The organism is Arenibacter palladensis (assembly GCF_900129275.1).
Taxonomy (GTDB): domain Bacteria; phylum Bacteroidota; class Bacteroidia; order Flavobacteriales; family Flavobacteriaceae; genus Arenibacter; species Arenibacter palladensis.
Genome location: NZ_FQUX01000006.1, coordinates 22,024 through 47,244 on the forward strand (window position 1 = coordinate 22,024; position 25,221 = coordinate 47,244).

The window sequence follows — 25,221 nt, forward strand, 5'->3', positions numbered from 1 at the left end:
AGATATTGCGTTTATGAGTTAAAAATAGATCGTAAAGCAATCATTCATTGTAAGTTTTTTCCTAGTTAAAAAGTAGACAAAAGACTAATTTAATCCCGAAATTGAACAATTATTATTTTCCAAAATGACTCTAGTTAGTCAGCTTTAAAAGCGGAATAAAGTTTGCTGAAATTCCGAAACTTCGTAAAAAGAATCCCAAAGAATTAATTGCCAACCTGAAAAAAATTAAGCTAAAAAAACGACCCTAAACCTACCCAATCATACACCCTAAACTCAAATGAACTAAAACCAAGTATGAATGAAATGCAGCGTTTAATCCAGAATATCTACCAATAATTATTTCTTTGCCTTATTTACCGGTATTTGCTGGTTGAAAAAAATTAATTTGACTTATTTTTGCCGAAATCAAATAATCAATGAGTTTTAGGGAACAAATTGAAAGAAGAAGGACTTTCGGTATAATATCACATCCCGATGCGGGGAAAACAACGCTCACGGAAAAATTACTACTTTTCGGGGGTGCCATTCAGGAAGCGGGAGCCGTGAAAAACAATAAGATAAAGAAGACGGCCACCAGTGACTTCATGGAAATTGAAAAACAAAGGGGTATTTCGGTAGCCACCTCTGTTCTTGCCTTTTTATACAAAGACAAAAAAATAAATATCCTGGATACCCCAGGTCACAAGGATTTTGCTGAAGATACCTTTAGAACCCTTACGGCCGTTGATAGCGTAATTGTTGTCATTGATGTTGCCAAAGGTGTGGAGGAGCAAACTGAAAAATTGGTAGAAGTTTGTAGAATGCGTAACATCCCAATGATCGTATTCATTAACAAATTGGACCGGGAAGGGAAGGATGCCTTCGATTTATTGGACGAAGTTGAACAAAAATTGGGCCTTTCAGTAACTCCTTTAAGTTTCCCCATTGGTATGGGGTATGATTTTAAAGGAATCTACAATATTTACGAAAAAAACATAAACCTTTTTAGCGGGGATAGTAAAAAGAATATTGAAGATACCATTGCTTTCGACGATATAAATAACCCTCAGCTTGAAAAAATCATCGGAACCAAAGCAGCCACGGAACTTAGGGACAATTTAGAATTGGTTAATGGGGTATACCCACCATTTGACAAGGAAAGTTACCTCAAGGGAACACAGCAACCCGTATTTTTTGGTTCCGCCCTTAACAATTTTGGGGTAAGGGAACTATTGGACTGTTTTATAGATATTGCTCCCTCGCCGCGGGCAAAAATGGCAGAAGAACGTCTGGTCCAAGCCAATGAAAAAGAATTAACGGGCTTTGTATTTAAGATACACGCCAATATGGATCCCAAGCACAGGGACCGGCTTGCATTCATAAAAATAGTTTCCGGTACTTTTGAAAGAAACAAACCCTATTTACACGTTCGCCAAAACAAAAATTTAAAATTCTCCAGTCCCAATGCATTTTTTGCCGAAAAAAAGGAAATTGTGGATATTTCCTATCCAGGGGATATTGTTGGACTGCATGATACCGGGAATTTCAAAATTGGGGACACTTTAACGGAGGGTGAAATTTTACATTATAAAGGCATACCCAGTTTTTCCCCGGAACATTTTAGATATATCAATAATGCCGATCCTATGAAAGCCAAGCAGCTTAACAAGGGAATTGATCAGTTGATGGATGAGGGTGTCGCCCAGTTATTCACTTTGGAAATGAATAATAGAAAGGTAATAGGAACCGTGGGCGCCCTACAATTTGAAGTGATACAATACCGTTTGGAGCATGAATATGGCGCCAAATGTACGTATGAGAATTTCCCGGTTTACAAAGCGTGCTGGGTAGACCCAAAAGATAAGAATAGTGAGGAATTTAAGGAGTTTAAACGAGTAAAACAGAAGTTTTTGGCCAAGGACAAGAGAAAACAACTCGTTTTTCTTGCGGACTCCCAGTTTTCATTGCAGATGACACAGCAAAAATATCCCAATGTAAAACTGCATTTTACTTCAGAATTCGACTAATAGCATTTGGATTCCCTTATAATTAAAAAACCTTCTGTAACTACAGAAGGTTTTTTGATTTTTAAGCCTCACCGGTTGGTCCAAAATTTAATGGAATTGGGGGCTGCTCATAATCTTTTATGGTTCCATGGGCCTTTTCAAAGCGACTAACATTATCGCCTAGGGCCTTTAAGAATTTCTTGGCATGCTGCGGGGTAAGCACAATTCTACTTTTTACCTTTGCCTTGGGAGCACCGGGCATCATACTAATAAAATCCACTACAAACTCCGAAACAGAATGATTGATTATAGCCAAATTGGAATATATTCCTTCAGCTGTTTTCTCATCCAATTCTATATTGATCTGTTTTTGGTTCTGGTCTTTATCACTCATTATATAAAATGATTATCTATTACTATTTAATTAAATGGTAAAGAACAATTAATTTGTCAATTGTCCAAAAAAAAACCTCGGTGAATAACACCGAGGTTCTAATTATTTAGAATTTCAATTCCTCTTTTCGGGCCATGATTTCATCGTATTCCTCTTTGGAGCCTACAATGATATTTTCATAATCCCTCATACCCGTACCTGCTGGTATTTTATGACCAACAATAACGTTTTCTTTCAATCCTTCCAGAGTATCTATCTTACCGCTAACAGCAGCTTCGTTAAGTACTTTGGTCGTTTCTTGGAAAGAAGCGGCCGAGATAAATGATTTCGTCTGCAAGGAAGCACGTGTAATTCCTTGTAGGATAGGTGTAGCAGTTGCTGCTACAGCATCCCTAGCCGTCACCAAATTCTTATCGTTACGTTTAAGAATAGAATTTTCATCCCTTAATTCACGGGCACTTACAATCTGACCTGGTTTTAAATTTTCGGAATCACCTGCATCTTCTACCACTTTCTGTCCAAAAATCTCGTCGTTCTCTTGGATGAAATCATCTTTGTGAACCAATTGATTTTCCAAGAAGATAGTATCTCCCGGATCTTCTATACGTACTTTACGCATCATTTGACGAACTACCACCTCAAAGTGCTTATCATTGATCTTCACCCCTTGTAAACGATATACTTCCTGAACTTCGTTCACCAAGTATTGTTGTACAGCTGAAGGTCCTTTGATTGCCAAAATGTCCTCTGGAGTGATTGATCCATCGGATAATGGCATCCCGGCACGTACATAATCATTTTCTTGAACAAGAATTTGATTAGACAGTTTCACCAAGTATTTCTTAACCTCACCCAGTTTGGATTCAATGATAATCTCACGGTTACCTCTCTTTATCTTACCAAAGGAAACAACACCATCTATCTCGGAAACAACCGCAGGGTTGGATGGGTTACGAGCTTCGAACAATTCGGTAACTCTTGGAAGACCACCGGTAATATCCCCAGCCTTAGCCGATTTACGCGGTATTTTTACCAAAATTTTACCTTCGTTGATCTTGTCACCATCATCAACCATAATATGCGATCCAACCGGAAGGTTATAAGAACGCAACACTTCATCCTTATTGTTCTTGATCAATAAGGTAGGTATCAATTTCTTGTTTCTGGATTCAGAAATTACTTTCTCTTGGAAACCAGTTTGTTCATCAATTTCTACCTGATAAGTTATACCTTGTTCTATATTCTCATAGGCGATCTGCCCAGGGAATTCTGAAACAATAACCCCGTTATATGGATCCCAAGAACAAATAACTTGACCTTTCTCGATTTTTTCACCATTCTTAATGAATAACTGTGAACCGTAAGGAATGTTATTGGTACTTAGCGTTATTCCAGATTTTGCATCTACAACCTTAATCTCTGATGTCCTAGAAATTACTATTTCAGATTTTTTACCTTCTCCATCTTGACTGGAAACTGTCCTTAAATCTTCAATTTCTGCAATACCAGCAAATCTGGCTTCCAATTTATTTTCTTCAGAGATGTTACCTGCAATACCTCCCACGTGGAAAGTACGCAATGTTAACTGTGTTCCTGGTTCACCAATAGACTGTGCAGCTACTACACCAACAGCCTCCCCTCTTTGTACCATTTTATTGGTAGACAGGTTTCTTCCATAACATTTACCACAGATACCCTTCTGGGCCTCACATGTCAATGCAGAACGTACCTCTACTTTTTCAACTGGGGATGCTTCTATCTTCTTAACATCCGATTCCATAATTTCCTGACCTGCCTTTAAAAGCAATTCTTCAGAAATAGGATCGTAAACGTCATGTAAAGAAACCCTTCCAAGGATACGCTCCCCTAATGTTTCAACAATCTCTTCATTTTTCTTAAGAGCCTCAACCTGAACCCCTCTAAGAGTCTCACAATCCTCAATATTAATAATTACATCTTGTGAAACATCCACCAAACGACGTGTTAGATAACCTGCATCCGCCGTTTTCAACGCCGTATCCGCAAGACCCTTACGTGCACCGTGGGTAGATATAAAGTATTCAAGGATGGATAGACCCTCTTTAAAGTTGGATAAAATGGGGTTTTCAATGATTTCCCCACCTCCTGCAGTAGATTTCTTTGGTTTCGCCATTAATCCACGCATACCGGTCAACTGGCGAATCTGCTCCTTGGAACCCCTTGCACCAGAATCCAACATCATATACACAGAGTTAAATCCTTGCTGATCCTCACGAATACGCTTCATTGCCAATTCTGTCAACATAGCATTGGTAGATGTCCAAACGTCAATTACCTGATTGTAACGTTCGTTATTGGTAATAAGACCCATGTTATAGTTGGCCATAATACCATCTACCTGTGTATTGGCATCGGCAATCATTTCATGCTTTTCTGGTGGAATAATAATATCCCCCAAACTAAAGGACAATCCACCTTTAAAGGCAAATTCATACCCCATAGTTTTGATCTTGTCCAAGAACTCGGCAGTGGTAGGAACATCGGTAACACTTAATATATTACCAATAATATCCCTAAGCGATTTCTTGTTCAATACCTCATTAATGTAACCCGCCTGCTCTGGAACTACCATGTTAAACAATACCCTACCAACTGTTGTTGGAATGATCTGATTAACCAATTCACCAGCTTCATTAAAATCCTTGGCACGTACTTTAATACCGGCGTTAAGATCTAATTTTCCCTCATTAAAGGCTATAACCACCTCTTCATAGGAATAGAATGTAAGACCCTCTCCTTTCACCTGTACTTCTGGAGTAGACTTTCTTTCTTTGGTCATATAATAAAGACCCAAGACCATATCCTGTGATGGTACGGTAATAGGCGAACCATTTGCAGGGTTCAAGATATTATGTGATGCCAACATTAGAAGTTGCGCCTCCAAAATAGCCTCAGGTCCCAAAGGCAAGTGAACTGCCATTTGATCCCCGTCAAAATCCGCATTAAATGCAGTACATACCAATGGGTGCAAACGTATAGCCTTACCTTCAATAAGCTTTGGCTGGAACGCCTGAATACCCAATCTGTGCAATGTAGGAGCACGGTTTAGCAATACCGGATGTCCTTTTAAAACATTTTCAAGTATATCCCAAACTACAGGCTCTTTCTTATCTATAATCTTCTTGGCAGATTTCACCGTTTTTACAATACCTCTTTCAATCAGCTTACGGATTACAAAAGGTTTGTATAATTCAGCGGCCATATCTTTTGGCAAACCACATTCAAACAACTGCATTTCAGGTCCAACGACGATTACCGAACGAGCCGAATAATCCACACGTTTACCCAAAAGGTTTTGACGGAAACGACCTTGCTTTCCTTTCAATGAATCCGAAAGTGATTTAAGTGGCCTATTGGATTCGGTTTTAACTGCAGATGCTTTACGTGTGTTATCAAATAAAGAATCCACTGCCTCTTGAAGCATACGTTTCTCATTTCTAAGAATTACCTCAGGGGCCTTAATTTCGACCAATCTCTTAAGACGGTTATTTCTTATAATAACCCTTCTGTAAAGATCGTTCAAATCCGAAGTTGCAAAACGACCACCATCCAATGGTACTAATGGACGCAATTCTGGCGGAATAACAGGAATTACCTTCATGATCATCCAATCCGGTCTGTTCTCCCTATTTTCTTGGGATTCCCTTAAAGCTTCAACTACCTGAAGCCTTTTCAAGGCCTCGGTCTTACGTTGTTTTGAAGTTTCCGTATTGGCCTTATGTCTCAATTCATAAGACAATTGGCTCAAGTCTATTCTTGCCAAAAGGTCAATAAGACATTCCGCACCCATTTTAGCGATAAACTTGTTTGGGTCGGTATCTTCCAAGTACTGATTCTCTTGTGGAATGGATTCCAATATATTCAAATACTCCTCTTCGCTCAAGAAATCCATTTTTTGGATTTCCTCACCGTCGGGTCCCTTGGCAATACCTGGCTGAATTACTACATAACGCTCGTAGTAAATGATCATATCCAATTTCTTGGAAGGCAAACCTAATAGGTAACCAATTTTATTGGGCAGAGAACGGAAATACCAGATATGGGCAACAGGAACCACCAAATTAATGTGTCCTACCCTATCTCTACGTACCTTTTTCTCTGTTACCTCTACCCCACAACGATCACAAACGATACCACGGTAACGGATTCTCTTATATTTACCACAAGCACATTCATAATCCTTTACAGGACCAAAAATACGCTCACAGAATAGACCGTCCCGCTCAGGCTTGTGCGTTCTATAGTTAATAGTTTCAGGTTTCAAAACCTCACCTCTTGACTCTGCCAAAATAGCTTCTGGAGATGCCAAACCGATTGAAATTTTATCGAACCTTTTAATGGTATTATTATCTTTTAGTCTAGCCATAACTATATTCTGATACTAATTTAATTCTTGTTATTAGGAATAGTGTTCAAAACCAATCCTTATTATTCTTCCAATCTAATATCCAAACCTAATCCCTTAAGTTCGTGCATTAATACGTTGAAAGATTCTGGCAAACCAGGTTCTGGCATGGTCTCTCCCTTCACGATAGACTCATACGTTTTAGCCCTACCTATAACATCATCCGACTTAACGGTCAATATTTCACGTAGAGTAGCAGAGGCACCATATGCTTCCAGTGCCCAAACTTCCATCTCTCCAAAACGCTGTCCACCAAATTGTGCTTTACCACCCAATGGTTGCTGCGTAATAAGTGAGTATGGTCCTATTGAACGAGCATGCATCTTGTCGTCTACCATATGTCCTAGTTTCAACATATAGATAACCCCAACTGTCGCTGGCTGATCAAAACGCTGACCTGTACCACCATCATAAAGATAGGTATGACCAAATCTTGGAATTCCAGCTTCATCGGTATAGGCATTGATTTCATCCAATGTAGCACCATCAAAAATTGGGGTCGCATATTTCTTCCCTAATTTTAATCCGGCCCATCCTAATACAGTTTCATATATCTGTCCAATGTTCATACGTGAAGGTACCCCTAATGGGTTCAATACGATATCCACTGGTGTCCCATCCTCCAGGAACGGCATGTCCTCATGACGTACAATTCTGGAAACAATACCTTTGTTTCCGTGACGACCCGCCATTTTATCACCAACCTTTAGTTTACGTTTTTTAGCAATATAAACTTTGGCCAATTTCATAATACCTGCAGGCAATTCATCTCCTACAGAAATCGTGAACTTGTCCCTTCTAAGGTTACCTTGAAGGTCGTTCAACTTAATCTTATAGTTATGTAAAAGGTCGGTTACCATGGTATTGCTTTCCTTATCCGTAGTCCAACTTCCACCAACCAAATGGGCAAAATCATCAACGGCATTCAACATTTTCATGGTATATTTCTTCCCTTTTGGCAACACTTCTTCCCCAAGGTCGTTCAATACCCCTTGAGAAGTTTTGCCGTTGACCAATGTAAATAGTTTTTCAACCAATACATCTTTCAACTGTTGGAACTTTACTTCGTATTCCAACTCCAATTTGGAAAGTTCTTCCTTGTCCTCGGAACGCTTACGCTTATCCTTAACAGATCTTGAGAACAATTTCTTGTCTATAACAACCCCTCTAAGAGATGGGGATGCCTTTAAGGAAGCATCTTTTACATCACCGGCCTTATCACCAAAAATGGCGCGCAATAATTTTTCTTCCGGAGTAGGATCGGACTCACCTTTAGGAGTGATCTTACCGATCAAAATATCCCCAGGCTTAACTTCCGCTCCAATACGGATCATTCCGTATTCATCCAAATCCTTGGTTGCTTCTTCAGAAACGTTAGGAATATCATTGGTCAACTCTTCAGCTCCCAATTTGGTATCCCTTACTTCCAAAGCGTACTCATCAACGTGGATAGACGTAAAGATATCCTCACGAACCACTTTTTCAGAAATTACGATAGCATCCTCAAAGTTGTAACCTTTCCATGGCATAAACGCCACTACCAAGTTTCTACCCAAGGCCAATTCGCCACTTTCCGTTGCATAACCTTCACAAAGGACCTGTCCTTTTTTAACCTTGTAACCCTTCTTAACAATTGGTTTAAGGTTAATACTTGTTCCTTGGTTGGTTTTTCTAAACTTCACCAATTCATAAGTTTTGGAATCCTCTTCGAAGCTTACCAATCTTTGCTCTTCGGTACGGTCGTACTTAATAGTGATTTTTTGGGAATCAACATATTCTATAACCCCATCTCCTTCTGCATTGATCAATACTCTTGAATCTGACGCTACTTGACGTTCCAAACCTGTACCTACGATAGGTGATTCAGGCTTCAATAATGGAACTGCCTGACGCATCATGTTAGATCCCATCAAAGCCCTGTTGGCATCATCATGCTCCAAAAACGGAATTAAAGATGCCGAAATAGACGCTATCTGGTTTGGCGCAACATCGGTATACTGAATTTCAGCAGGATCAACCACTGGAAAATCCCCTTCTTCCCTTGCAATTACCTTCTCTGCAGTGATGGTTCCTTTTTCATCCATAGGAATGTTTGCCTGGGCAATTTTCATTCCTTCCTCTTCTTCTGCACTTAGGTAAGTAAAGTCATTAATGTTTACTGTTCCGTTATCAACCTTACGATATGGTGTTTCCAAGAAGCCCATTGGGTTCACCTTGGCAAATACCGAAAGTGAGGATATCAATCCAATGTTTGGTCCTTCAGGAGTTTCAATAGGACAAAGTCTACCGTAGTGCGTATAGTGAACGTCACGTACCTCAAACCCTGCTCTTTCCCTTGAAAGTCCCCCTGGTCCTAATGCAGATAATCTTCTCTTGTGCGTAATTTCGGCCAATGGATTGGTTTGATCCATAAACTGTGATAACTGGTTGGTACCAAAGAAAGAGTTGATCACCGAAGACAAGGTCTTGGCATTGATCAAATCTATCGGGGTAAACACCTCATTATCACGTACGTTCATACGCTCGCGAATTGTTCTGGCCATACGTGCCAGACCAACACCAAATTGCTGTGATAACTGCTCACCAACAGTCCTTACCCTACGGTTGGAAAGGTGGTCAATATCATCGATCTCAGCTTTGGAGTTGATCAACTCGATCAAATATTTTATAATGGTAATGATATCTTCCTTGGTCAAGACCTGCTTGTCCATTCCAATATCCAATCCCAATTTTTTGTTCATTCTATAACGTCCAACCTCACCTAGGTTATAACGTTGATCGGAGAAGAACAATTTATCTATAATACCACGTGCTGTTTCCTCATCTGGCGGTTCAGCATTACGCAATTGACGATAAATATGTTCAACCGCTTCTTTTTCAGAGTTTGTTGGATCCTTTTGAAGGGTGTTATGGATAATGGCATAATCGCTTTGTGCATTATTCTCTTTATGCAAAAGAATAGTCTTCACATCAGCTTCCAATATCTCATTTATGTGATCTTTTTCTAAAATAGTATCACGGTCCAGGATAATCTCATTTCTCTCAATAGATACCACTTCGCCAGTATCCTCATCCACAAAATCCTCATGCCATGTATTCAATACTCTAGCCGCCAATTTACGACCCAATACTTTCTTTAATCCGGCATTGGAAACTTTAACCTCTTCAGAAAGGTCGAATATCTCCAAAATATCCTTATCCCTTTCAAAACCAATAGCTCTGAACAGGGTAGTAACCGGTAATTTTTTCTTTCTATCAATATAGGCGTACATAACACCATTGATATCCGTTGCAAATTCTATCCAGGAACCTTTAAACGGAATGACCCTGGCAGAATACAATTTAGTTCCGTTGGCATGGAAAGATTGACCAAAGAAAACTCCAGGAGAACGGTGTAATTGGGAAACCACAACACGTTCTGCGCCATTGATAACAAAGGTACCACTAGGCGTCATGTAAGGAATAGTCCCTAAGTACACATCTTGTACAATGGTCTCGAAATCCTCATGTTCGGGATCTGTACAATATAATTTTAATCTTGCTTTTAATGGAACACTATAAGTTAGTCCACGCTCTATACATTCTTGAATGGAATATCTCGGTGGATCAATGAAATAATCTAAAAATTCTAATACGAACTGGTTCCTTGTGTCTGTAATTGGAAAGTTTTCCATGAAGGTGTTGTACAACCCTTCATTGCCCCTTTCGTCAGATTTAGTTTCAAGTTGAAAAAAATCTTGAAATGATTTAATCTGAATGTCCAAGAAATCCGGATAATTCGGCGTGTTCTTAGCGGATGCGAAACTTATTCTTTCAGTCTGATTTGTGAACATCTATGGACAAAATTTTGATCGTGAATACTATAATTGGGTAGTGTACGCCTCTATACACGGTATGTATAAAAAGGCTTAGGTCTAGCCACAAAAAGCGGAAAGACCTAAACCAAAATATTAATGGTTGTTGTTGCTATTATTTAAGCTCAACTTCCGCTCCTGCTTCTTCCAAAGATTTTTTAATTCCTTCAGCTTCGTCTTTAGAAACACCTTCCTTAACGGCTTTTGGTGCGCTATCAACGATGTCTTTAGCATCTTTCAATCCTAAACCAGTTAATTCCTTAACCAATTTAACTACTGCCAATTTAGAAGCACCAGCTGCTTTCAATATAACATCAAATTCTGATTTTTCCTCAGCAGCCTCACCACCATCGGCAGCACCGCCACCAGCAGCAACAGCAACTGCAGCAGCTGCAGGCTCTATACCATATTCATCTTTTAATATATTAGCCAACTCATTTACTTCCTTTACTGTAAGGTTAACCAATTGTTCTGCGAAATCTTTTAAATCTGCCATTTTTCTATCGTTTAATAAAATTTTAAAATATAATTGTTTTTAGTGCGTACGTATTATCTTTCTGATAATGTCTTAAGGATTCCGGCAAGTTTTCCTCCGCCAGATTTAAGTCCAGAAATAACATTCTTGGCTGGGGATTGTAACAATCCGATAATTTCTCCAACCATTTCTTCTTTAGACTTAATGCTTTCTAAAGCATCCAATTGATCATCACCAACATAAATTGCTTCGGCAATATATGCTCCCTTCAACAAAGGCTTGTTGGACTTTTTTCTAAAAGTCTTGATCAGCTTTGCAGGTGCATTTCCGGTTTCCGAAAACATTAAAGAGGTATTCCCCTTCAATACTGATGGAAGTTCACCGAAATCCTTATCCGAAGCCTCCATTGCTTTTGCAAGCAAGGTGTTTTTAACTACAGCAAGTTTTATATCAGCCTTGTAACAAGCCCTTCTTAAAGCTGAAGTAGTTTCAGCATTTAATCCGGAAATATCGGCTAAATATATAGTGGAGCTATCCCCTAACTGCGCAGTTAAATCTTGTATAACATTTAATTTCTCTTCTCTTGTCATAATAAAAATTTTTAACTACCAGTTAAACTGCTTTTGGATCCAATGCAACACTAGGACTCATGGTACTGGACATATATATAGTTTTTACATATACTCCTTTGGCTGCAGTTGGCTTTAATTTTACCAATGTATCCAACAGTTCGTTGGCATTGTCCGCAATTTTATCAGCTGAGAAAGATACTTTCCCAATTGCAGCATGCACAATTCCTGTCTTATCCACTTTAAAATCGATCTTACCGGCTTTTACCTCGGCAACCGCCTTGGCAACATCCATAGTAACCGTACCTGTCTTTGGGTTCGGCATAAGACCTCTTGGTCCCAAGACCCTACCTAAAGGACCTAGCTTACCCATAACACTTGGCATTGTGATGATTACATCAACATCGGTCCAACCGTTTTTAATTTTATCCAAATACTCGTCCAGTCCTACGAAATCAGCTCCGGCTTCTTTAGCCTCTGCTTCTTTGTCCGGTGTTACCAAAGCCAAAACCTTAACATCTTTACCGGTACCATGGGGAAGTGTAACAACACCACGAACCATTTGATTGGCTTTTCTTGGATCAACGCCCAAACGTACAGCCAATTCAACAGATGCATCGAATTTTGTATTGGTTATTTCTTTTACTAAAGCAGATGCCTCTTCAACAGAATAGAGTTTGTTCTTATCTATTTTGCTGTGGGCTTCCTTTTGCTTCTTTGTTAATTTTGCCATTCTAAATTGCTTTTAAGATTTTAAAAAGGTCTGTTGCCTGCAACTTTTAAACCCATAGATCTTGCTGTACCTGCAACCATACTCATTGCCGATTCTACCGTAAAGGCATTAAGATCTACCATTTTGTCTTCAGCGATCAACTTGATCTGGTCCCAAGATACACTTGCAACCTTGTTTCTGTTAGGCTCGCCAGATCCTTTTTTAATCTTAGCCGCTTCCATTAATTGAACTGCCGCCGGCGGTGTCTTTACAACAAAGTCGAACGACTTGTCTTTATAAACCGTGATCGCAACTGGCAATACTTTGCCTGGCTTGTCCTGTGTACGCGCATTAAATTGCTTACAGAACTCCATAATGTTGACCCCGGCAGCACCTAAAGCGGGTCCAACCGGTGGCGACGGATTCGCTGCACCTCCCCTAACTTGTAGTTTAACTACTTTACTTACTTCTTTTGCCATTGTTTAAAATTAAATTTAAAGAGTGTTAATTTGGAAGCAACACTTCTTTTATCTATGTAACAGTTCTTATTAAACTTTTTCTACTTGCATATAACTGAGTTCCAATGGAGTTTTTCTTCCAAAAATCTTCACCATAACTTCCAGCTTACGCTTTTCTTCGTTAATTTTTTCAACGGTTCCGTTAAAACCATTGAATGGCCCATCAATAACCTTTACGGTCTCACCAAATACAAAAGGTATGGCAACACTATCGGTCTTAACAGCCAATTCATCCACTTTCCCAAGCATTCTATTGACTTCGGACTTTCTCAAAGGAACGGGATCCCCGCCTTTGGTCTCCCCCAAAAACCCAATAACATTGGTAATAGAACGGATAATATGAATCATTTCACCCCCAAGGTTAGCCTTGATCATAATATATCCAGGAAAATAAACACGTTCCTTATTAATCTTTTTTCCGTTCCTTATTTGCACCACTTTTTCAGTAGGAACAAGAACTTCCTCCAAATAGTCTTCAAAACCAAGCCTAGCAACTTCCGCCTCTATATAGCCCTTAATTTTGTTTTCCTGACCACTTACAGCCCTTACAACATACCATTTCTTATCCAATACTTCTGACATACGGTGCTTCTTAATTGATTATGTTATTGAAATACAGTTGTATCAATTTACTAAACAAACTATCAACACCCCAAGTCGCAAGCGCAAAAATTATAGAAAACACCGCTACGATTACCATCAAGTTGGAAGACTCCGCCCTTGTAGGTAAAGTAACGTTATTCCTAAGTTCGTCTATAGATTCTCTTATATATGTAATCATGCTGCGAAAAATTTATTTTCTTAACTATAAAACAAGGCCTTAAAAAAATACTGACGACATCATCCCAATCAGAAAAGAACCCATTGTATTTTGCACGGGCGGAGAGGCTCGAACTCCCGACACCTGGTTTTGGAGACCAGTGCTCTACCAACTGAGCTACACCCGTTTATATTTACATTGAAAGGTATCCCGCTTTAGCAAGACACCCTCAATGTAAACAATACTATATTAAAATATTAATCTAATATCTTGGTAACCTGACCTGCACCAACTGTTCTACCACCTTCACGGATAGCAAAACGCAAACCTTCGCTAAGTGCAATTGGAGACAATAAGTCAACAATAATAGTAAGGTTATCCCCAGGCATAACCATCTCAACTCCACTAGGAAGATTGATAGTACCGGTAACATCTGTAGTTCTTACATAGAACTGAGGACGATAGTTATTGTGGAATGGAGTGTGACGTCCACCTTCTTCTTTCTTAAGGATATAAACCTCAGCTTCAAATTTAGCGTGTGGCTTAACAGAACCTGGCTTACAGATTACCATCCCTCTTTTTATTTGAGATTTTTCAATACCTCTCAAAAGGATACCAACGTTATCTCCAGCTTCACCTCTATCCAATATCTTACGGAACATCTCAACCCCAGTAATAGTAGAGTTCAATTTCTCAGCTCCCATACCGATGATCTCAACAGGATCTCCTGTATTTGCAACTCCTGTTTCAATACGACCAGTAGCAACAGTTCCACGACCTGTAATAGTAAATACATCTTCAACAGGCATCAAGAAAGGCTTATCAACATCCCTAGTTGGCAATTCGATCCAGCTATCAACAGCTTCCATCAATTCCATTACAGTATCAACCCATTTTTGCTCACCGTTAAGTGCTCCTAAGGCAGATCCAGAAATAACAGGACCATTGTCACCATCATACTCGTAGAAAGAAAGCAATTCCCTTACTTCCATTTCAACCAACTCCAAAAGCTCCTCATCATCAACCATATCCACTTTGTTCAAGAAAACAACGATTCTTGGAATACCAACCTGACGACCTAATAGGATGTGCTCGCGAGTTTGTGGCATAGGACCATCAGTAGCAGCAACAACCAATATAGCACCGTCCATCTGAGCAGCACCAGTAACCATGTTCTTTACGTAATCCGCGTGACCTGGACAATCCACGTGAGCATAGTGACGGTTCGCGGTAGAGTATTCTACGTGTGAAGTATTAATAGTAATACCTCTTTCCTTTTCTTCTGGAGCGTTGTCGATAGAATCGAAACTTCTCATTTCAGAAAGTCCTGCGTTTGCCAATACTGTAGTAATCGCAGCAGTCAATGTAGTTTTACCGTGATCCACGTGTCCAATAGTACCTATATTTAAATGCGGTTTGGAACGATCAAATGTTGCCTTTGCCATGTTTGTTAATTTTAATTCTTAGTTTATATTAGTGTACAAATAATGCCTTAATTGAGCCAATGATGAGATTTGAACTCATGACCTCTTCCTTACCAAGGAAACGCTCTACCCCTGAGCTACACCGGCATCTTTAATTTTAACCATTGGGCCAGGCCCAATCTAAAACTATAACCCTATACCCAAAGTTTAAGAGCGTTGACGAAGTTTACCCTCGGCGTCGCTCAGGACAGGATAATTAAATCTTGTCCATTTAATTTTAATTGCGCAAAGCCCCATCAAAGGAGCTTTTGCTTTTAAAATTTAGAGCGGGAGACCGGGTTCGAACCGGCGACATTCAGCTTGGAAGGCTGACGCTCTACCAACTGAGCTACTCCCGCTTTTATAATTTTTAGGCAAACCTAAAAATTAATTTCATCATTTCAAAAAAAACTTTCTGTATTTTCATACAAAGACCTTTTAAGGCCTTTTGTGGGGAGAGCAGGATTCGAACCTGCGAAGACGTAGTCAGCAGATTTACAGTCTGCCCTCGTTGGCCGCTTGAGTATCTCCCCAAACCATATTTTAAAGAACCTAAGAAAATATAAATTTTCTTTTTTTTTGAGCCGATAGAGGGACTTCCCTCTACTACGCTCGGGATAAACTTCTCGTCCCGATCGCTTTTTAACCCTGTTTCAATATTTCAAACAAAAATAACACTATTTCTGTTTTCTTTTTGAGCCGATAGAGGGACTCGAACCCACGACCTGCTGATTACAAATCAGCTGCTCTAGCCAGCTGAGCTACATCGGCTTTTGTTACTTTTTTCCTCAAAAAAAAGTCCGCTATTTCTAACGGACTGCAAATGTAGATATTTATTTATTTAATCAAAACATTTTTTAATAATTTTTTTATGCATTTAATCTTATTTTTTCTTTTCGCTTAACCAACTTCCTTTCCAAAGAACTACATGCCGTGTCCACAGCCTCTTCAAAGGACTTGCATTGTTTTTTTACCACAAACTTATCTTTAGGAACCAACACCTTGATTTCCACAATTTTATTCTCCTTGGCACTTGTGTTTTCAACCTTAAGATACACATCAGAACTAATTACCTTGTCATAAAACAGTTCCATTTTATTCAATCTTGCCTGAATAAAGTCAATAAGCTTTCCGTCTGCAGTGAAATTCACCGATTGTGCATTTACTTTCATAGAATGAAGTTTTAAAAGAGTTAAACAATATAAAGATAAAGACTGTACTACTTCTTACTTCTAGGATGAGCCGAGAAATGTACCTTCTTTAATTCCGCAATACTATTATGGGTATAAACCTGTGTTGACGCCAAACTGGAATGCCCTAATAATTCCTTTACGGAATTTAAATCCGCACCCTTATTTAGCAAATGTGTAGCAAAGGTATGTCGTAAAATATGCGGACTCTTTTTCACCTTGGCCGACACTAAACTAAAATACTTATTTATAATTCTATAAACAAGCGTTTCATACATTTTATTGCCTTTGCCAGAAAGAAAAACATAGGCTCCATCCTCTATTGCTTTCAACCTGCTACGTTCCAGATTATATTCCAAGAACAATTCCTTGGTAGCTTCCAAAAGAGGAATGATCCGTTCCTTATTTCGCTTCCCCAATACTTTTATTGTCCCGGCCTGATAATCCACATCCTTAACCCTAAGACCTATCAGTTCTGCGCGCCTAATTCCGGTGGTATAAAGCAATTCGATTATCAACTTGTCACGCTTACCTTCAAAATTATCCTCGAAGGGAATTTGGGAAATAACATTTTCCATCTCAATTTCGGAAAAGGGAATCTCGATTTTCTTTGAAGTTTTAAGCGCTTTATGTTTTGCCAAGGGATTGATGGTCAAAATTCCAACTCTCAAGAGAAACTTATAATATGCCTTTAAGGATGCAATTTTACGATTTACTGACCTGTTGGATACACCTGATTCTACCAAGATAACTATCCAACTCCTAATAAGGTTGTAGGATACTTGGTTAATCTCCTCTAGTTGAAACTGCTGCCTACAATAATTTTTAAATTCCACTAAATCATTCCGGTAAGCTGTTATGGTATGCGGAGAATAGTTCTTCTCCAGTGATAAATAGGAAATAAATGATTCTATGGACATATACCAAAGTTACAAAAGATAAACCCTGCTAAGTGTAGGATACAAAAAAAAAGTCCCACATTAAGTGGAACTTTTTAGACTATTATAAATTCAAGTAGATCTAGATTTCTTCTTTATCCCTTAGACCTTGAATATATTGAGCTTTCTGAATCTTCGCTCTGTTCTCTACAGATGGCTTAGTAAACTGCTGACGTTTTCTCAACTGTCGCATTGTACCTGTCTTGTCGAACTTACGCTTGAAACGCTTTAAAGCTCTATCGATGTTTTCTCCTTCTTTTATTGGTATTATTAACATGGGCAATAACCTCCTCTCTTTTGTGATTAAGGCTGCAAATATATACCTTAAAAATGAATTACAAATAATTATTTTAAAATTTTTCTGGCAATGACCACTTTTTGTATCTCGGTAGTGCCTTCCCCAATAGTACACAACTTGGAATCCCTATAGAATTTCTCTACTGGGAAATCCTTGGTAAATCCGTATCCACCGTGTATCTGCACTGCCTCATTAGCTACTTTTACACATACTTCAGAAGCATACATTTTGGCCATAGCTCCCAATTTGGTAACATTTCGCCCTTCATTTTTCAAGAAAGCCGCTTTGTGCAAAAGCAATTCCGAAGCTTCAATTTCAGTAGCCATGTCCGCAAGTTTAAAGGAAATACCTTGAAATTGGCTAATCGGCTTTCCAAACTGCACCCGCTCCTTGGAATATTTCAGGGCTGCTTCGTAAGCGCCTTTGGATATTCCCAAGGACAAGGCTCCAATGGATATTCTTCCACCGTCCAAAATCTTCATGGATTGCACAAATCCTTCGCCTATACCCCCCAATCTATTGGAATCTGGGATCTTGCAATTATCAAATACCAATTCAGCGGTTTCACTAGCCCTCATTCCAAGCTTGTTTTCTTTCTTTCCACTGCTAAAGCCGGGTGTTCCCTTTTCCACTACAAAGGCGGTCATGCCATGGCTATCCCCTTTCTCCCCAGTTCTTACCACAACCACCGCAATATCTCCACTCTTACCGTGGGTAATAAAATTCTTGGCTCCGTTCAAAATCCAGGAGTCGCCTTCCTTGACCGCAGTAGTACTCATACCGGCGGCATCGGAACCGGTATTATGCTCCGTAAGTCCCCAGGCCCCAATCCATTCGGCAGTAGCCAATTTTGGAATCCATTTTTTCTTTTGAGCCTCATTGCCAAAACTAAGAATATGATTGGTACACAAGGAATTATGCGCTGCTACCGATAATCCTATGGAAGGATCCACTTTGGAAATTTCCTCAATGATAGCAACATATTCATGATAACCCAAGCCGGAACCACCCAGTTCTACAGGTACTAAAACCCCCATAAAACCCATTTCCCCAGCTTTCTTAAAAACCTCAACAGGAAATGTTTGGGCCTCATCCCACTCCATTACATAAGGCCTAATATATTGTTCAGCAAACTCCCTGGCAGAGGCAGCCACCATTTGTTGAGTTTCAGAGTAATCAAAACTCATTGTAGAAGGGGTATCGATAACCATTATTAGCAATTTTTTTATAATTGCAAATATAACTTAATTATATCTAATCTTTCCGAAGGGAAATCTTCGATTTCTATTAATTCATCAAATGTAGTAATGCCCCCGTTCGCTTCCCTAAAAGCCACAATACGCGCTGCCACTTCATATTTTATGTAAACAAGTTTTGAGATATCCCTTGGTGTAGCTTGGTTAATATTGATTTTTGATATAGCCGGACTATGCAATATCCTGTAGTCCTTAAGAACTTTTGCAACCACCTCGGGCTCTAGGCCATAAACATGTCCTAATTGCTCCTCAACCAAAAAACCTCCCAAGTGGTCCCTAAATTTCACAATGCGCTGGGACAACTTTTCCCCAATTCCATTCACGGACCTTAATTCTTCTGCGGTAGCACTATTAAGGTCCTTGACCTTTCCAAGTTTAATGGCATTGATAACCGGCACGGATTCCGATTTCATTGAAGAGCTGGCCCCAGCACCAACCAACGACTCCCTACTTCCTTTTTGAGTCCATTCGGGAAACTTAAAATAGGGCTGCAAACTTTCCAATAGGGAATCGGATATCAATGTTACCTTCTGAAATTCCTCCCCGGAATTCACAAACTGGTTTTTAGCCCTAAATGCATGTAAACGGTCTATTTCCTCTGTAGACAGACCCAAAACGTAACCTTTGTAATCTGTTATAAAATTGGGATTAAATGGATACAAAGTGATGGAATCCTTCTTTTGGTTGCGACTTCTAAGTTCATCGATTTTCGCTTGGTATTCCCCATCCTCCAAAAAGGAATTGGTCTTTTCCGTCACAGGGTATGATTTAACGACGAAATATACTATCTGGAAAATAACTATAAGAAGCAACAAAAAGAAAATCCCACTTCGCTCCTGTTTATTGAACTTAAAGTGGGATTTAAACGATTTTCTGTTCACGAGTCAAACTTAATATCTTAAAAGCACTTTTAATTTTCACAGAATATGATCCAAAGACCATTACTACTTACTGCTACCAAGGCATCGCTATAAAAGCGGCTAAATTCAAAATATCAACCTCTCCCAATACCGGGCTAGTTATAAACTAAATATAGTAAAATATGACCGTATTACTTTACTGTATTAAAAAGAAAATCCCACCTCACTCCTGTTTACGGAATTTAAGATGGGATTAATACTTATTATTCTAAGCCTTTAATTATGCCTTTCCCTTTTTTTTGTAAAGCATATTTGCCTTGAGTTTTACCAAATAGTCATCAAGATCTCTTTTCACCTCACCGGACATTAGATATAGTCCGATGATGTTTGGAAAGGACATGGCCAAAATCATCATGTCCGAAAAATCCAATACCGCTCCTAAACTTACAGATGCACCTACCACCACAAAAACTAGAAACAACATCTTATATACAAACTCTACTTTTTTACTTTTTCCAAAAAGATAGGTCCAAGCCCTCATTCCATAATAGGACCAGGAAATCATGGTTGAAAAAGCAAATAAAAATACCGCTAAGGCCAGTACATATGGAAACCATGAAAGTACACTTCCAAAGGCATCCGATGTTAATTGGGCACCTGCCATTCCCTCTACTTCATGCATTCCAGTAAATATTAAAACCAAGGCGGTTAAAGTACAAACCACGACCGTATCTATAAACGGCTCCATGAGCGCCACAAAACCTTCTGAGGGCGGATGGTTTGTCTTCGCCGTACTATGCGCAATTGCAGCTGAACCAACCCCGGCCTCGTTGGAGAACGCGGCCCTCTGAAAACCAACGATCAAAACGCCTATAACACCCCCTTTGAGTGCACTTGGGCTAAAAGCCCCATCCACTATGGCCGCAAATGCAGGGCCAATATTTTCTATATTGATGATGATTACCGTTAAGGCGGCCAAAATATAAATAGAAGCCATAATTGGAACTACCCTTCCGGTTACATTGGCAATACTATTAATTCCACCAATTATGACCACCCCTACAAGAATTGCCGTAATTACCCCAAACCAAAACCCATTGCCCTGTAATGCCGGGAATTGTCCCGAAAGTTGTTCAAAAGATTGATTGGCCTGAAACATATTTCCACCTCCAAAGGAAGCCCCCACAGCCAATACGGCAAACAGACCGGCAAGCGCCTTACCTAAACCTTTTAGATTCCTTTTCTCCAGACCATAGCGCAAATAGTTCATTGGACCTCCAAAAACACGGCCATCAGGAAGTATATTACGGTATTTAACCCCTAATGTACACTCCACAAATTTGGAAGACATTCCCAATAGACCGCAGACAATCATCCAAAAAGTTGCACCTGCACCACCTAGGGAAACGGCCACCCCTACCCCAGCAATATTACCAAGTCCCACCGTACCGGAAACTGCAGTCGCCAAGGCTTGAAAATGTGTCACTTGTCCTGGGGCATCCGGATCGTCATATTTACCTTTGGCCAAATCAATTGAATGTCTAAATCCCCTAAAATTGATAAAGCCCATTCTCAACGTAAAGAAAATAGCTCCTATTACCAACCAAATTACGATAAACGGAATAGCCTTTTGTTGTGGATCACCATTAGGATGGGTTATAATGACAGGCTCATCATACTTCACCTCTGCCAAAAAATGAGCTCCTTGCTCAATTACGTGTTCCGTATTCTCTGAATTGTATATCACCTCTCCTTCCTTGGCCAAATATTTTAATTGACCGCTGACGGGTGTAGTTATTGTTTCGGTAGTACCATTACTTTTAGAGATAATTGCAATATCGTCCCCTTTTTTTACTTTTTGACCTTCGGGCTTCAACCATTCCTTTAGAATAAACTTATCCTTAGTTTCGGGTGACCAACCTGGAATCCCAATACGTTTCACATCCGCATATACAACGGGATCATAAATACCAATGGCAGCAAAAGGATCCCAAAAAAGTACGGACCCCAATGCACTAACGGCAGGTGTCATAACTCCATTAAAAAATTCAGTAATTGCCTCGGTAGGTACTTTGTAGACCTTGGTAACCTGTAACCCCTTGGCATCGGTAATTGTTACGGTATAAGGAAGGCCTTCTATAAGATTTGTGGCTTGATTGGCTGATAGCGGAGTGTTTTGATTACTCCATTTATACTGATAAGGTGGGGTACCACCGTCAACCTCTAATTTTACTACGCCATCATTGATGTTGTTCGAAGGATTGTATATGGACTCCTTTACAATAAGTTCTTGGGAAAATAATACAAACGAAAACAGTAAAAAAATGGAAGATATATATTTCTTCATAAGTAGCTTGAAAAGTTAATTTTGTTGGTTTAGCTTCAAATATCCCGGCAATATCCTAAAAATAATGCTTGGAATCAAATATAATTGTTTCTAAGCTCAATCTATATGGAACATTTCATTTAATTTTTTTATTTGTTCCGGTCTCCCCAATACTATAACCTTACCCTGCGGTTGCAATTTTAAATCGGCCTCTGGGTTAATAATATAATTGCCATTGGGCTCAATATATCCAATTATAGTACAGCCTGTCTTTCTTCTCAAATCTAGATCGCGCAACGAATGGTTGTCTATCTTGGTCATAAAACTTTCTATGGTGACCTCTTCCAAATTGGTAGTATTTTCCCCATCCGTTGAAAGCTTGTCCATAAAGGTTATAAGATCCGGTATTACCACTAAGGACGCCATATGATCCCCTCCTATCTTATCTGGCATAATAACCTTGTCCGCCCCCGCTAACCTTAACTTCTTTTGGGAAGTGATTTGGGAAGCCCTACTGATGATAAATAGGTTTTTGTTCAATTGCCTTGCGGAGAGTACTACAAATAGGTTGGCAGCATCATCTGGCATGGCGGTAATCAGGTATTGGGCCCTGTCTATTCCAGCTTCTATCAAAGTATCATCTTCATTGGCGTCCCCTTCAACAAAAAGGATCTCATCTTCAAATTTCTCTATGACTTCCTTATTTTTTTCAATAACCACAAATGACCGGTTATAAGCCTTTAATCTTTCCGCAGCCTGATTTCCATTTCTGCCAAAACCGCAAATAATTACATGATTGCTCAAACTATTGATTTTGTTTTTCACCTTTTTTTTCTTTAGAAGTTGAAGCGCATTTCGACTTAGGATATATTCGGTTATTACCGAAATTGCGAACGCAAATATAAATACACTTGTAACAATTAATAGGACTGTAAATATTTTTGCTTCGGCATCCAACGGACGTACCTCGGAAAAACCAACGGTGGTAACCGTAATAATGGTCATATAAAAGGCGTCTATCCAGGTATAGTCCGATAGGAACCTATATCCGAGTACTCCGAACAACAAGACCATGACCAATAAAGCCAACGCCAAATACATTCGGGAGCGAAAAAGTCTTATCATACTTAAAGATCAAAAACAGAGGTTCTTTTGGTGTAAAGCAAATCCTTTATCCTTAGCCAAAAAGCCATAAACAAATAAAGGGCAAACCCAAAGCCCAAGGTAACGAAGGTAAGATATATAAAGGATGTACGAACTACTCTGGTACGTATGCCCAAACGCTCCGCTATTCGCCTACAAACCTCAAATCCTCTTTTCTGAAAATAATATAGTACCGTATAGAAAATGTTCATGCCTTAAAATTAGGGTTTTCTATTCAATAATTGATGGCCCACAGCACATTGTAAACATTTATTTTTTGTACAGTATTCGTTGTACAGCTGTATTACGGCCTGACTTTCCTTGGCTGAGGGAAATTGTAATTTAAGCGACTTAAACTTAGAAATAACTGTATTGCTTTCTGATGTTATGCCCGAAATAATATCAATGATCTCGTCCGGCACATCTCTTCCCATATGCTTTGCATAACTCAATTTTATAGGAAGAATGGTATTGACAATCAAGAGATCCACAAATTTCTTGGTAAGTTTCTTGACATTTCCCTTGGTGACTTTTCCGAAAGTATAATGATTGTCCCAATATTCGCTGGCAGAAACTTTAAAAACCAAATAAATTTCCTCAACACTTTTGGCATTGATAACCAAACTAAACAAGTTTTGGTGCAGCACATACAAATTGGCCAACTGGGAAAGTCTGATTGTAGGGAAATTGGACGGGCGCAGTTTAAAAAACTCGGGTTTTTGATGCGGTGCGTCCAAAAAATGGAACTTGGCTTTTAGAAAAGCAAATTCCTTTTTTAAACTATCATAATATTTATCCCCTACAATATCATCATCCAAGAATCGGGCAAAGCCGTAGAACAAACTTTCCATTTGAAGTATATTGTCCTGTATTTTGCGCACTACCTGGAAAGGAAGCTGATTGGCTATTTCAAAAAAGGGCTCACCATTAATTTTGAGTCCAAAATTTTTAAAAAGCAATACAAAAAATACGCGCTCCCAATCGTTATTGGAGGACTTTAAAAGCTGCGCCACCAATTCCGTTTTCCTTTCCAAACGTTCAAAATAGAGAACTTCCAACCAATTCTGTAAAACAAAGTCAGAAGTATCACCAATCCCATTTTCGCAATTAATAAATAGTTGCTCTTTGTGAAAAAATAATTTTTGATACTCTTTAAGGAGACCGGATGAGATATAATCCTTAAGTACCAATGTGGGAATAACTGTATTATCACTCCTGAATACGTCACAATCGTCCTCCCAAACTACATGAAGTATTACGTTTTGATAATTGGGGTCTGTTTCATGATTGTGGGCATACCAATCAGAAGATTTAATATGCATCTCCACCGTGCCTGCCCACAACTGTTCATCTATTTGAATCTTGGCATTAAAAAAATCTGGCCCGGACAAAAGATTATGGGATCCCACGTCCAATATTTGAATGGCTTCATTATTGGAGCCTTTTAAATTCCCCAATTGAAGTTTTTTATACTTCCAAATAAAGTGCAAAAGATCTTCCCGCATAATCCAATGTAAAGAAAAAACCAATACTCCACAAGGTTACATATAAAGTATGATACTTTATGCCAAGAAGTCCGTTAGACCTTAATTATAAGGTCTGCCCTCAAATATGTTATTCCGCTACTTCGCCTTCCCAGTTCATAAACCCGCCTACTAAATTGTAAGCGTTTTCAAAGCCCAACTTGTTCATAATGGCACACGCCTGGCCACTGCGTTGTCCGGACCTACAATAGACGTAATAGTTTTTACTTTTGTCCAACTTTTCCAGTTCGGCAACAAACTCTTGCCCTAAATAAATATCTATATTGGTTGCATTTGGTATATAACCTTCCTCAACCTCTTCCGGAGTCCTAACATCCAACAAGAAGGCATTCTCGTCGTTTTCAAATTGTTCACTCCACTCCTCTTGTGATAAATCTGCCATTTGTGTTATTCTTTAATTCCCAAAAATAATGCATTTAAAAAAAATCATCCAATATTTAAAGCATAAATATATAAGGAAGCCCTTTACCACAATAAAGTATCCCCATGTTA

General features: G+C 39.2%; 21 protein-coding genes and 5 tRNA genes. 1 reads left to right on the top strand and 25 read right to left on the bottom strand.

Features of this window, described 5'->3' with window-relative positions:
• Nucleotides 1-416 precede the first annotated feature (416 nt).
• Entirely contained in the window at nucleotides 417-2,006 is a 1,590-nt protein-coding gene (locus tag BUA60_RS15560) for a peptide chain release factor 3 (protein ID WP_072863282.1), read from the top strand.
• Nucleotides 2,007-2,067: 61 nt separating this feature from the next.
• Here the strand turns inward: BUA60_RS15560 and BUA60_RS15565 are convergent, their stop codons facing one another.
• The 25 genes from BUA60_RS15565 to BUA60_RS15685 all read right to left on the bottom strand — a co-directional run bounded on the left by BUA60_RS15565 (nucleotide 2,068) and on the right by BUA60_RS15685 (nucleotide 25,111).
• On the bottom strand, nucleotides 2,068-2,379 hold the full coding sequence (locus tag BUA60_RS15565; protein ID WP_072863284.1) for a DUF3467 domain-containing protein: 312 nt from the start codon (nucleotides 2,377-2,379) through the stop codon (nucleotides 2,068-2,070).
• A gap of 106 nt (nucleotides 2,380-2,485) precedes the next feature.
• Nucleotides 2,486-6,784: a DNA-directed RNA polymerase subunit beta' gene (gene rpoC, locus BUA60_RS15570; protein ID WP_072863286.1), complete on the bottom strand. Its 4,299-nt coding sequence runs from the start codon at nucleotides 6,782-6,784 to the stop codon at nucleotides 2,486-2,488.
• 62 nt (nucleotides 6,785-6,846) lie between these two features.
• Nucleotides 6,847-10,656: a DNA-directed RNA polymerase subunit beta gene (gene rpoB, locus BUA60_RS15575; protein ID WP_072863288.1), complete on the bottom strand. Its 3,810-nt coding sequence runs from the start codon at nucleotides 10,654-10,656 to the stop codon at nucleotides 6,847-6,849.
• A 136-nt stretch (nucleotides 10,657-10,792) separates the two neighbouring features.
• Nucleotides 10,793-11,173 (bottom strand): 50S ribosomal protein L7/L12, encoded by a 381-nt coding sequence (rplL, locus tag BUA60_RS15580; protein WP_072863290.1) that lies wholly within the window; start codon nucleotides 11,171-11,173, stop codon nucleotides 10,793-10,795.
• A 53-nt stretch (nucleotides 11,174-11,226) separates the two neighbouring features.
• A complete protein-coding gene (gene rplJ, locus BUA60_RS15585) occupies nucleotides 11,227-11,742 on the bottom strand; it encodes a 50S ribosomal protein L10 (protein WP_072863292.1) in 516 nt (171 codons plus the stop codon).
• Nucleotides 11,743-11,764: 22 nt separating this feature from the next.
• A complete protein-coding gene (rplA, locus tag BUA60_RS15590; protein ID WP_031444829.1) occupies nucleotides 11,765-12,454 on the bottom strand; it encodes a 50S ribosomal protein L1 in 690 nt (229 codons plus the stop codon).
• A gap of 20 nt (nucleotides 12,455-12,474) precedes the next feature.
• Nucleotides 12,475-12,912, bottom strand: coding sequence for a 50S ribosomal protein L11 (gene rplK / locus BUA60_RS15595; RefSeq protein WP_031444830.1), 438 nt, complete (start codon nucleotides 12,910-12,912; stop codon nucleotides 12,475-12,477).
• Between the two features lie 69 nt (nucleotides 12,913-12,981).
• On the bottom strand, nucleotides 12,982-13,533 hold the full coding sequence (gene nusG / locus BUA60_RS15600; RefSeq protein WP_072863294.1) for a transcription termination/antitermination protein NusG: 552 nt from the start codon (nucleotides 13,531-13,533) through the stop codon (nucleotides 12,982-12,984).
• 10 nt (nucleotides 13,534-13,543) lie between these two features.
• Nucleotides 13,544-13,732: a preprotein translocase subunit SecE gene (gene secE / locus BUA60_RS15605; protein ID WP_072863295.1), complete on the bottom strand. Its 189-nt coding sequence runs from the start codon at nucleotides 13,730-13,732 to the stop codon at nucleotides 13,544-13,546.
• Nucleotides 13,733-13,825: 93 nt separating this feature from the next.
• Nucleotides 13,826-13,898 (bottom strand) — tRNA-Trp (locus BUA60_RS15610).
• Between the two features lie 70 nt (nucleotides 13,899-13,968).
• Entirely contained in the window at nucleotides 13,969-15,156 is a 1,188-nt protein-coding gene (tuf, locus tag BUA60_RS15615) for an elongation factor Tu (RefSeq protein ID WP_031444833.1), read from the bottom strand.
• 54 nt (nucleotides 15,157-15,210) lie between these two features.
• Nucleotides 15,211-15,282, bottom strand: a tRNA-Thr gene (locus BUA60_RS15620).
• Between the two features lie 178 nt (nucleotides 15,283-15,460).
• A tRNA-Gly gene (locus tag BUA60_RS15625) sits at nucleotides 15,461-15,533 on the bottom strand.
• Nucleotides 15,534-15,625: 92 nt separating this feature from the next.
• Nucleotides 15,626-15,707: transfer RNA gene (locus tag BUA60_RS15630), tRNA-Tyr, on the bottom strand.
• A gap of 164 nt (nucleotides 15,708-15,871) precedes the next feature.
• A tRNA-Thr gene (locus tag BUA60_RS15635) sits at nucleotides 15,872-15,945 on the bottom strand.
• Between the two features lie 98 nt (nucleotides 15,946-16,043).
• Entirely contained in the window at nucleotides 16,044-16,346 is a 303-nt protein-coding gene (hpf, locus tag BUA60_RS15640) for a ribosome hibernation-promoting factor, HPF/YfiA family (protein ID WP_031444834.1), read from the bottom strand.
• A gap of 47 nt (nucleotides 16,347-16,393) precedes the next feature.
• Entirely contained in the window at nucleotides 16,394-17,284 is an 891-nt protein-coding gene (locus tag BUA60_RS15645; protein ID WP_072863297.1) for a tyrosine-type recombinase/integrase, read from the bottom strand.
• 100 nt (nucleotides 17,285-17,384) lie between these two features.
• Nucleotides 17,385-17,579 (bottom strand): 30S ribosomal protein S21, encoded by a 195-nt coding sequence (gene rpsU / locus BUA60_RS15650; protein WP_031444836.1) that lies wholly within the window; start codon nucleotides 17,577-17,579, stop codon nucleotides 17,385-17,387.
• Nucleotides 17,580-17,647: 68 nt separating this feature from the next.
• Nucleotides 17,648-18,787, bottom strand: coding sequence for an acyl-CoA dehydrogenase family protein (locus BUA60_RS15655; RefSeq protein ID WP_072863730.1), 1,140 nt, complete (start codon nucleotides 18,785-18,787; stop codon nucleotides 17,648-17,650).
• 38 nt (nucleotides 18,788-18,825) lie between these two features.
• Nucleotides 18,826-19,614 (bottom strand): ComEA family DNA-binding protein, encoded by a 789-nt coding sequence (locus tag BUA60_RS15660; RefSeq protein WP_245802565.1) that lies wholly within the window; start codon nucleotides 19,612-19,614, stop codon nucleotides 18,826-18,828.
• A 382-nt stretch (nucleotides 19,615-19,996) separates the two neighbouring features.
• Entirely contained in the window at nucleotides 19,997-22,063 is a 2,067-nt protein-coding gene (locus BUA60_RS15665; RefSeq protein WP_072863302.1) for an amino acid carrier protein, read from the bottom strand.
• A 96-nt stretch (nucleotides 22,064-22,159) separates the two neighbouring features.
• Nucleotides 22,160-23,167 carry a potassium channel family protein gene (locus BUA60_RS15670; protein ID WP_072863308.1) on the bottom strand — a complete coding sequence of 336 codons (1,008 nt, stop codon included), beginning with the start codon at nucleotides 23,165-23,167 and terminating at the stop codon, nucleotides 22,160-22,162.
• A gap of 2 nt (nucleotides 23,168-23,169) precedes the next feature.
• The gene (locus BUA60_RS15675) at nucleotides 23,170-23,397 is read right to left on the bottom strand and encodes a PspC domain-containing protein (protein WP_031444841.1); all 228 of its coding nucleotides are present in this window, start codon (nucleotides 23,395-23,397) and stop codon (nucleotides 23,170-23,172) included.
• 9 nt (nucleotides 23,398-23,406) lie between these two features.
• Entirely contained in the window at nucleotides 23,407-24,690 is a 1,284-nt protein-coding gene (locus tag BUA60_RS15680; protein WP_072863310.1) for a DUF2851 family protein, read from the bottom strand.
• Between the two features lie 109 nt (nucleotides 24,691-24,799).
• Complete coding sequence (locus BUA60_RS15685; protein WP_072863312.1) at nucleotides 24,800-25,111, bottom strand: rhodanese-like domain-containing protein; 312 nt, start codon at nucleotides 25,109-25,111, stop codon at nucleotides 24,800-24,802.
• Nucleotides 25,112-25,221 lie beyond the last annotated feature (110 nt).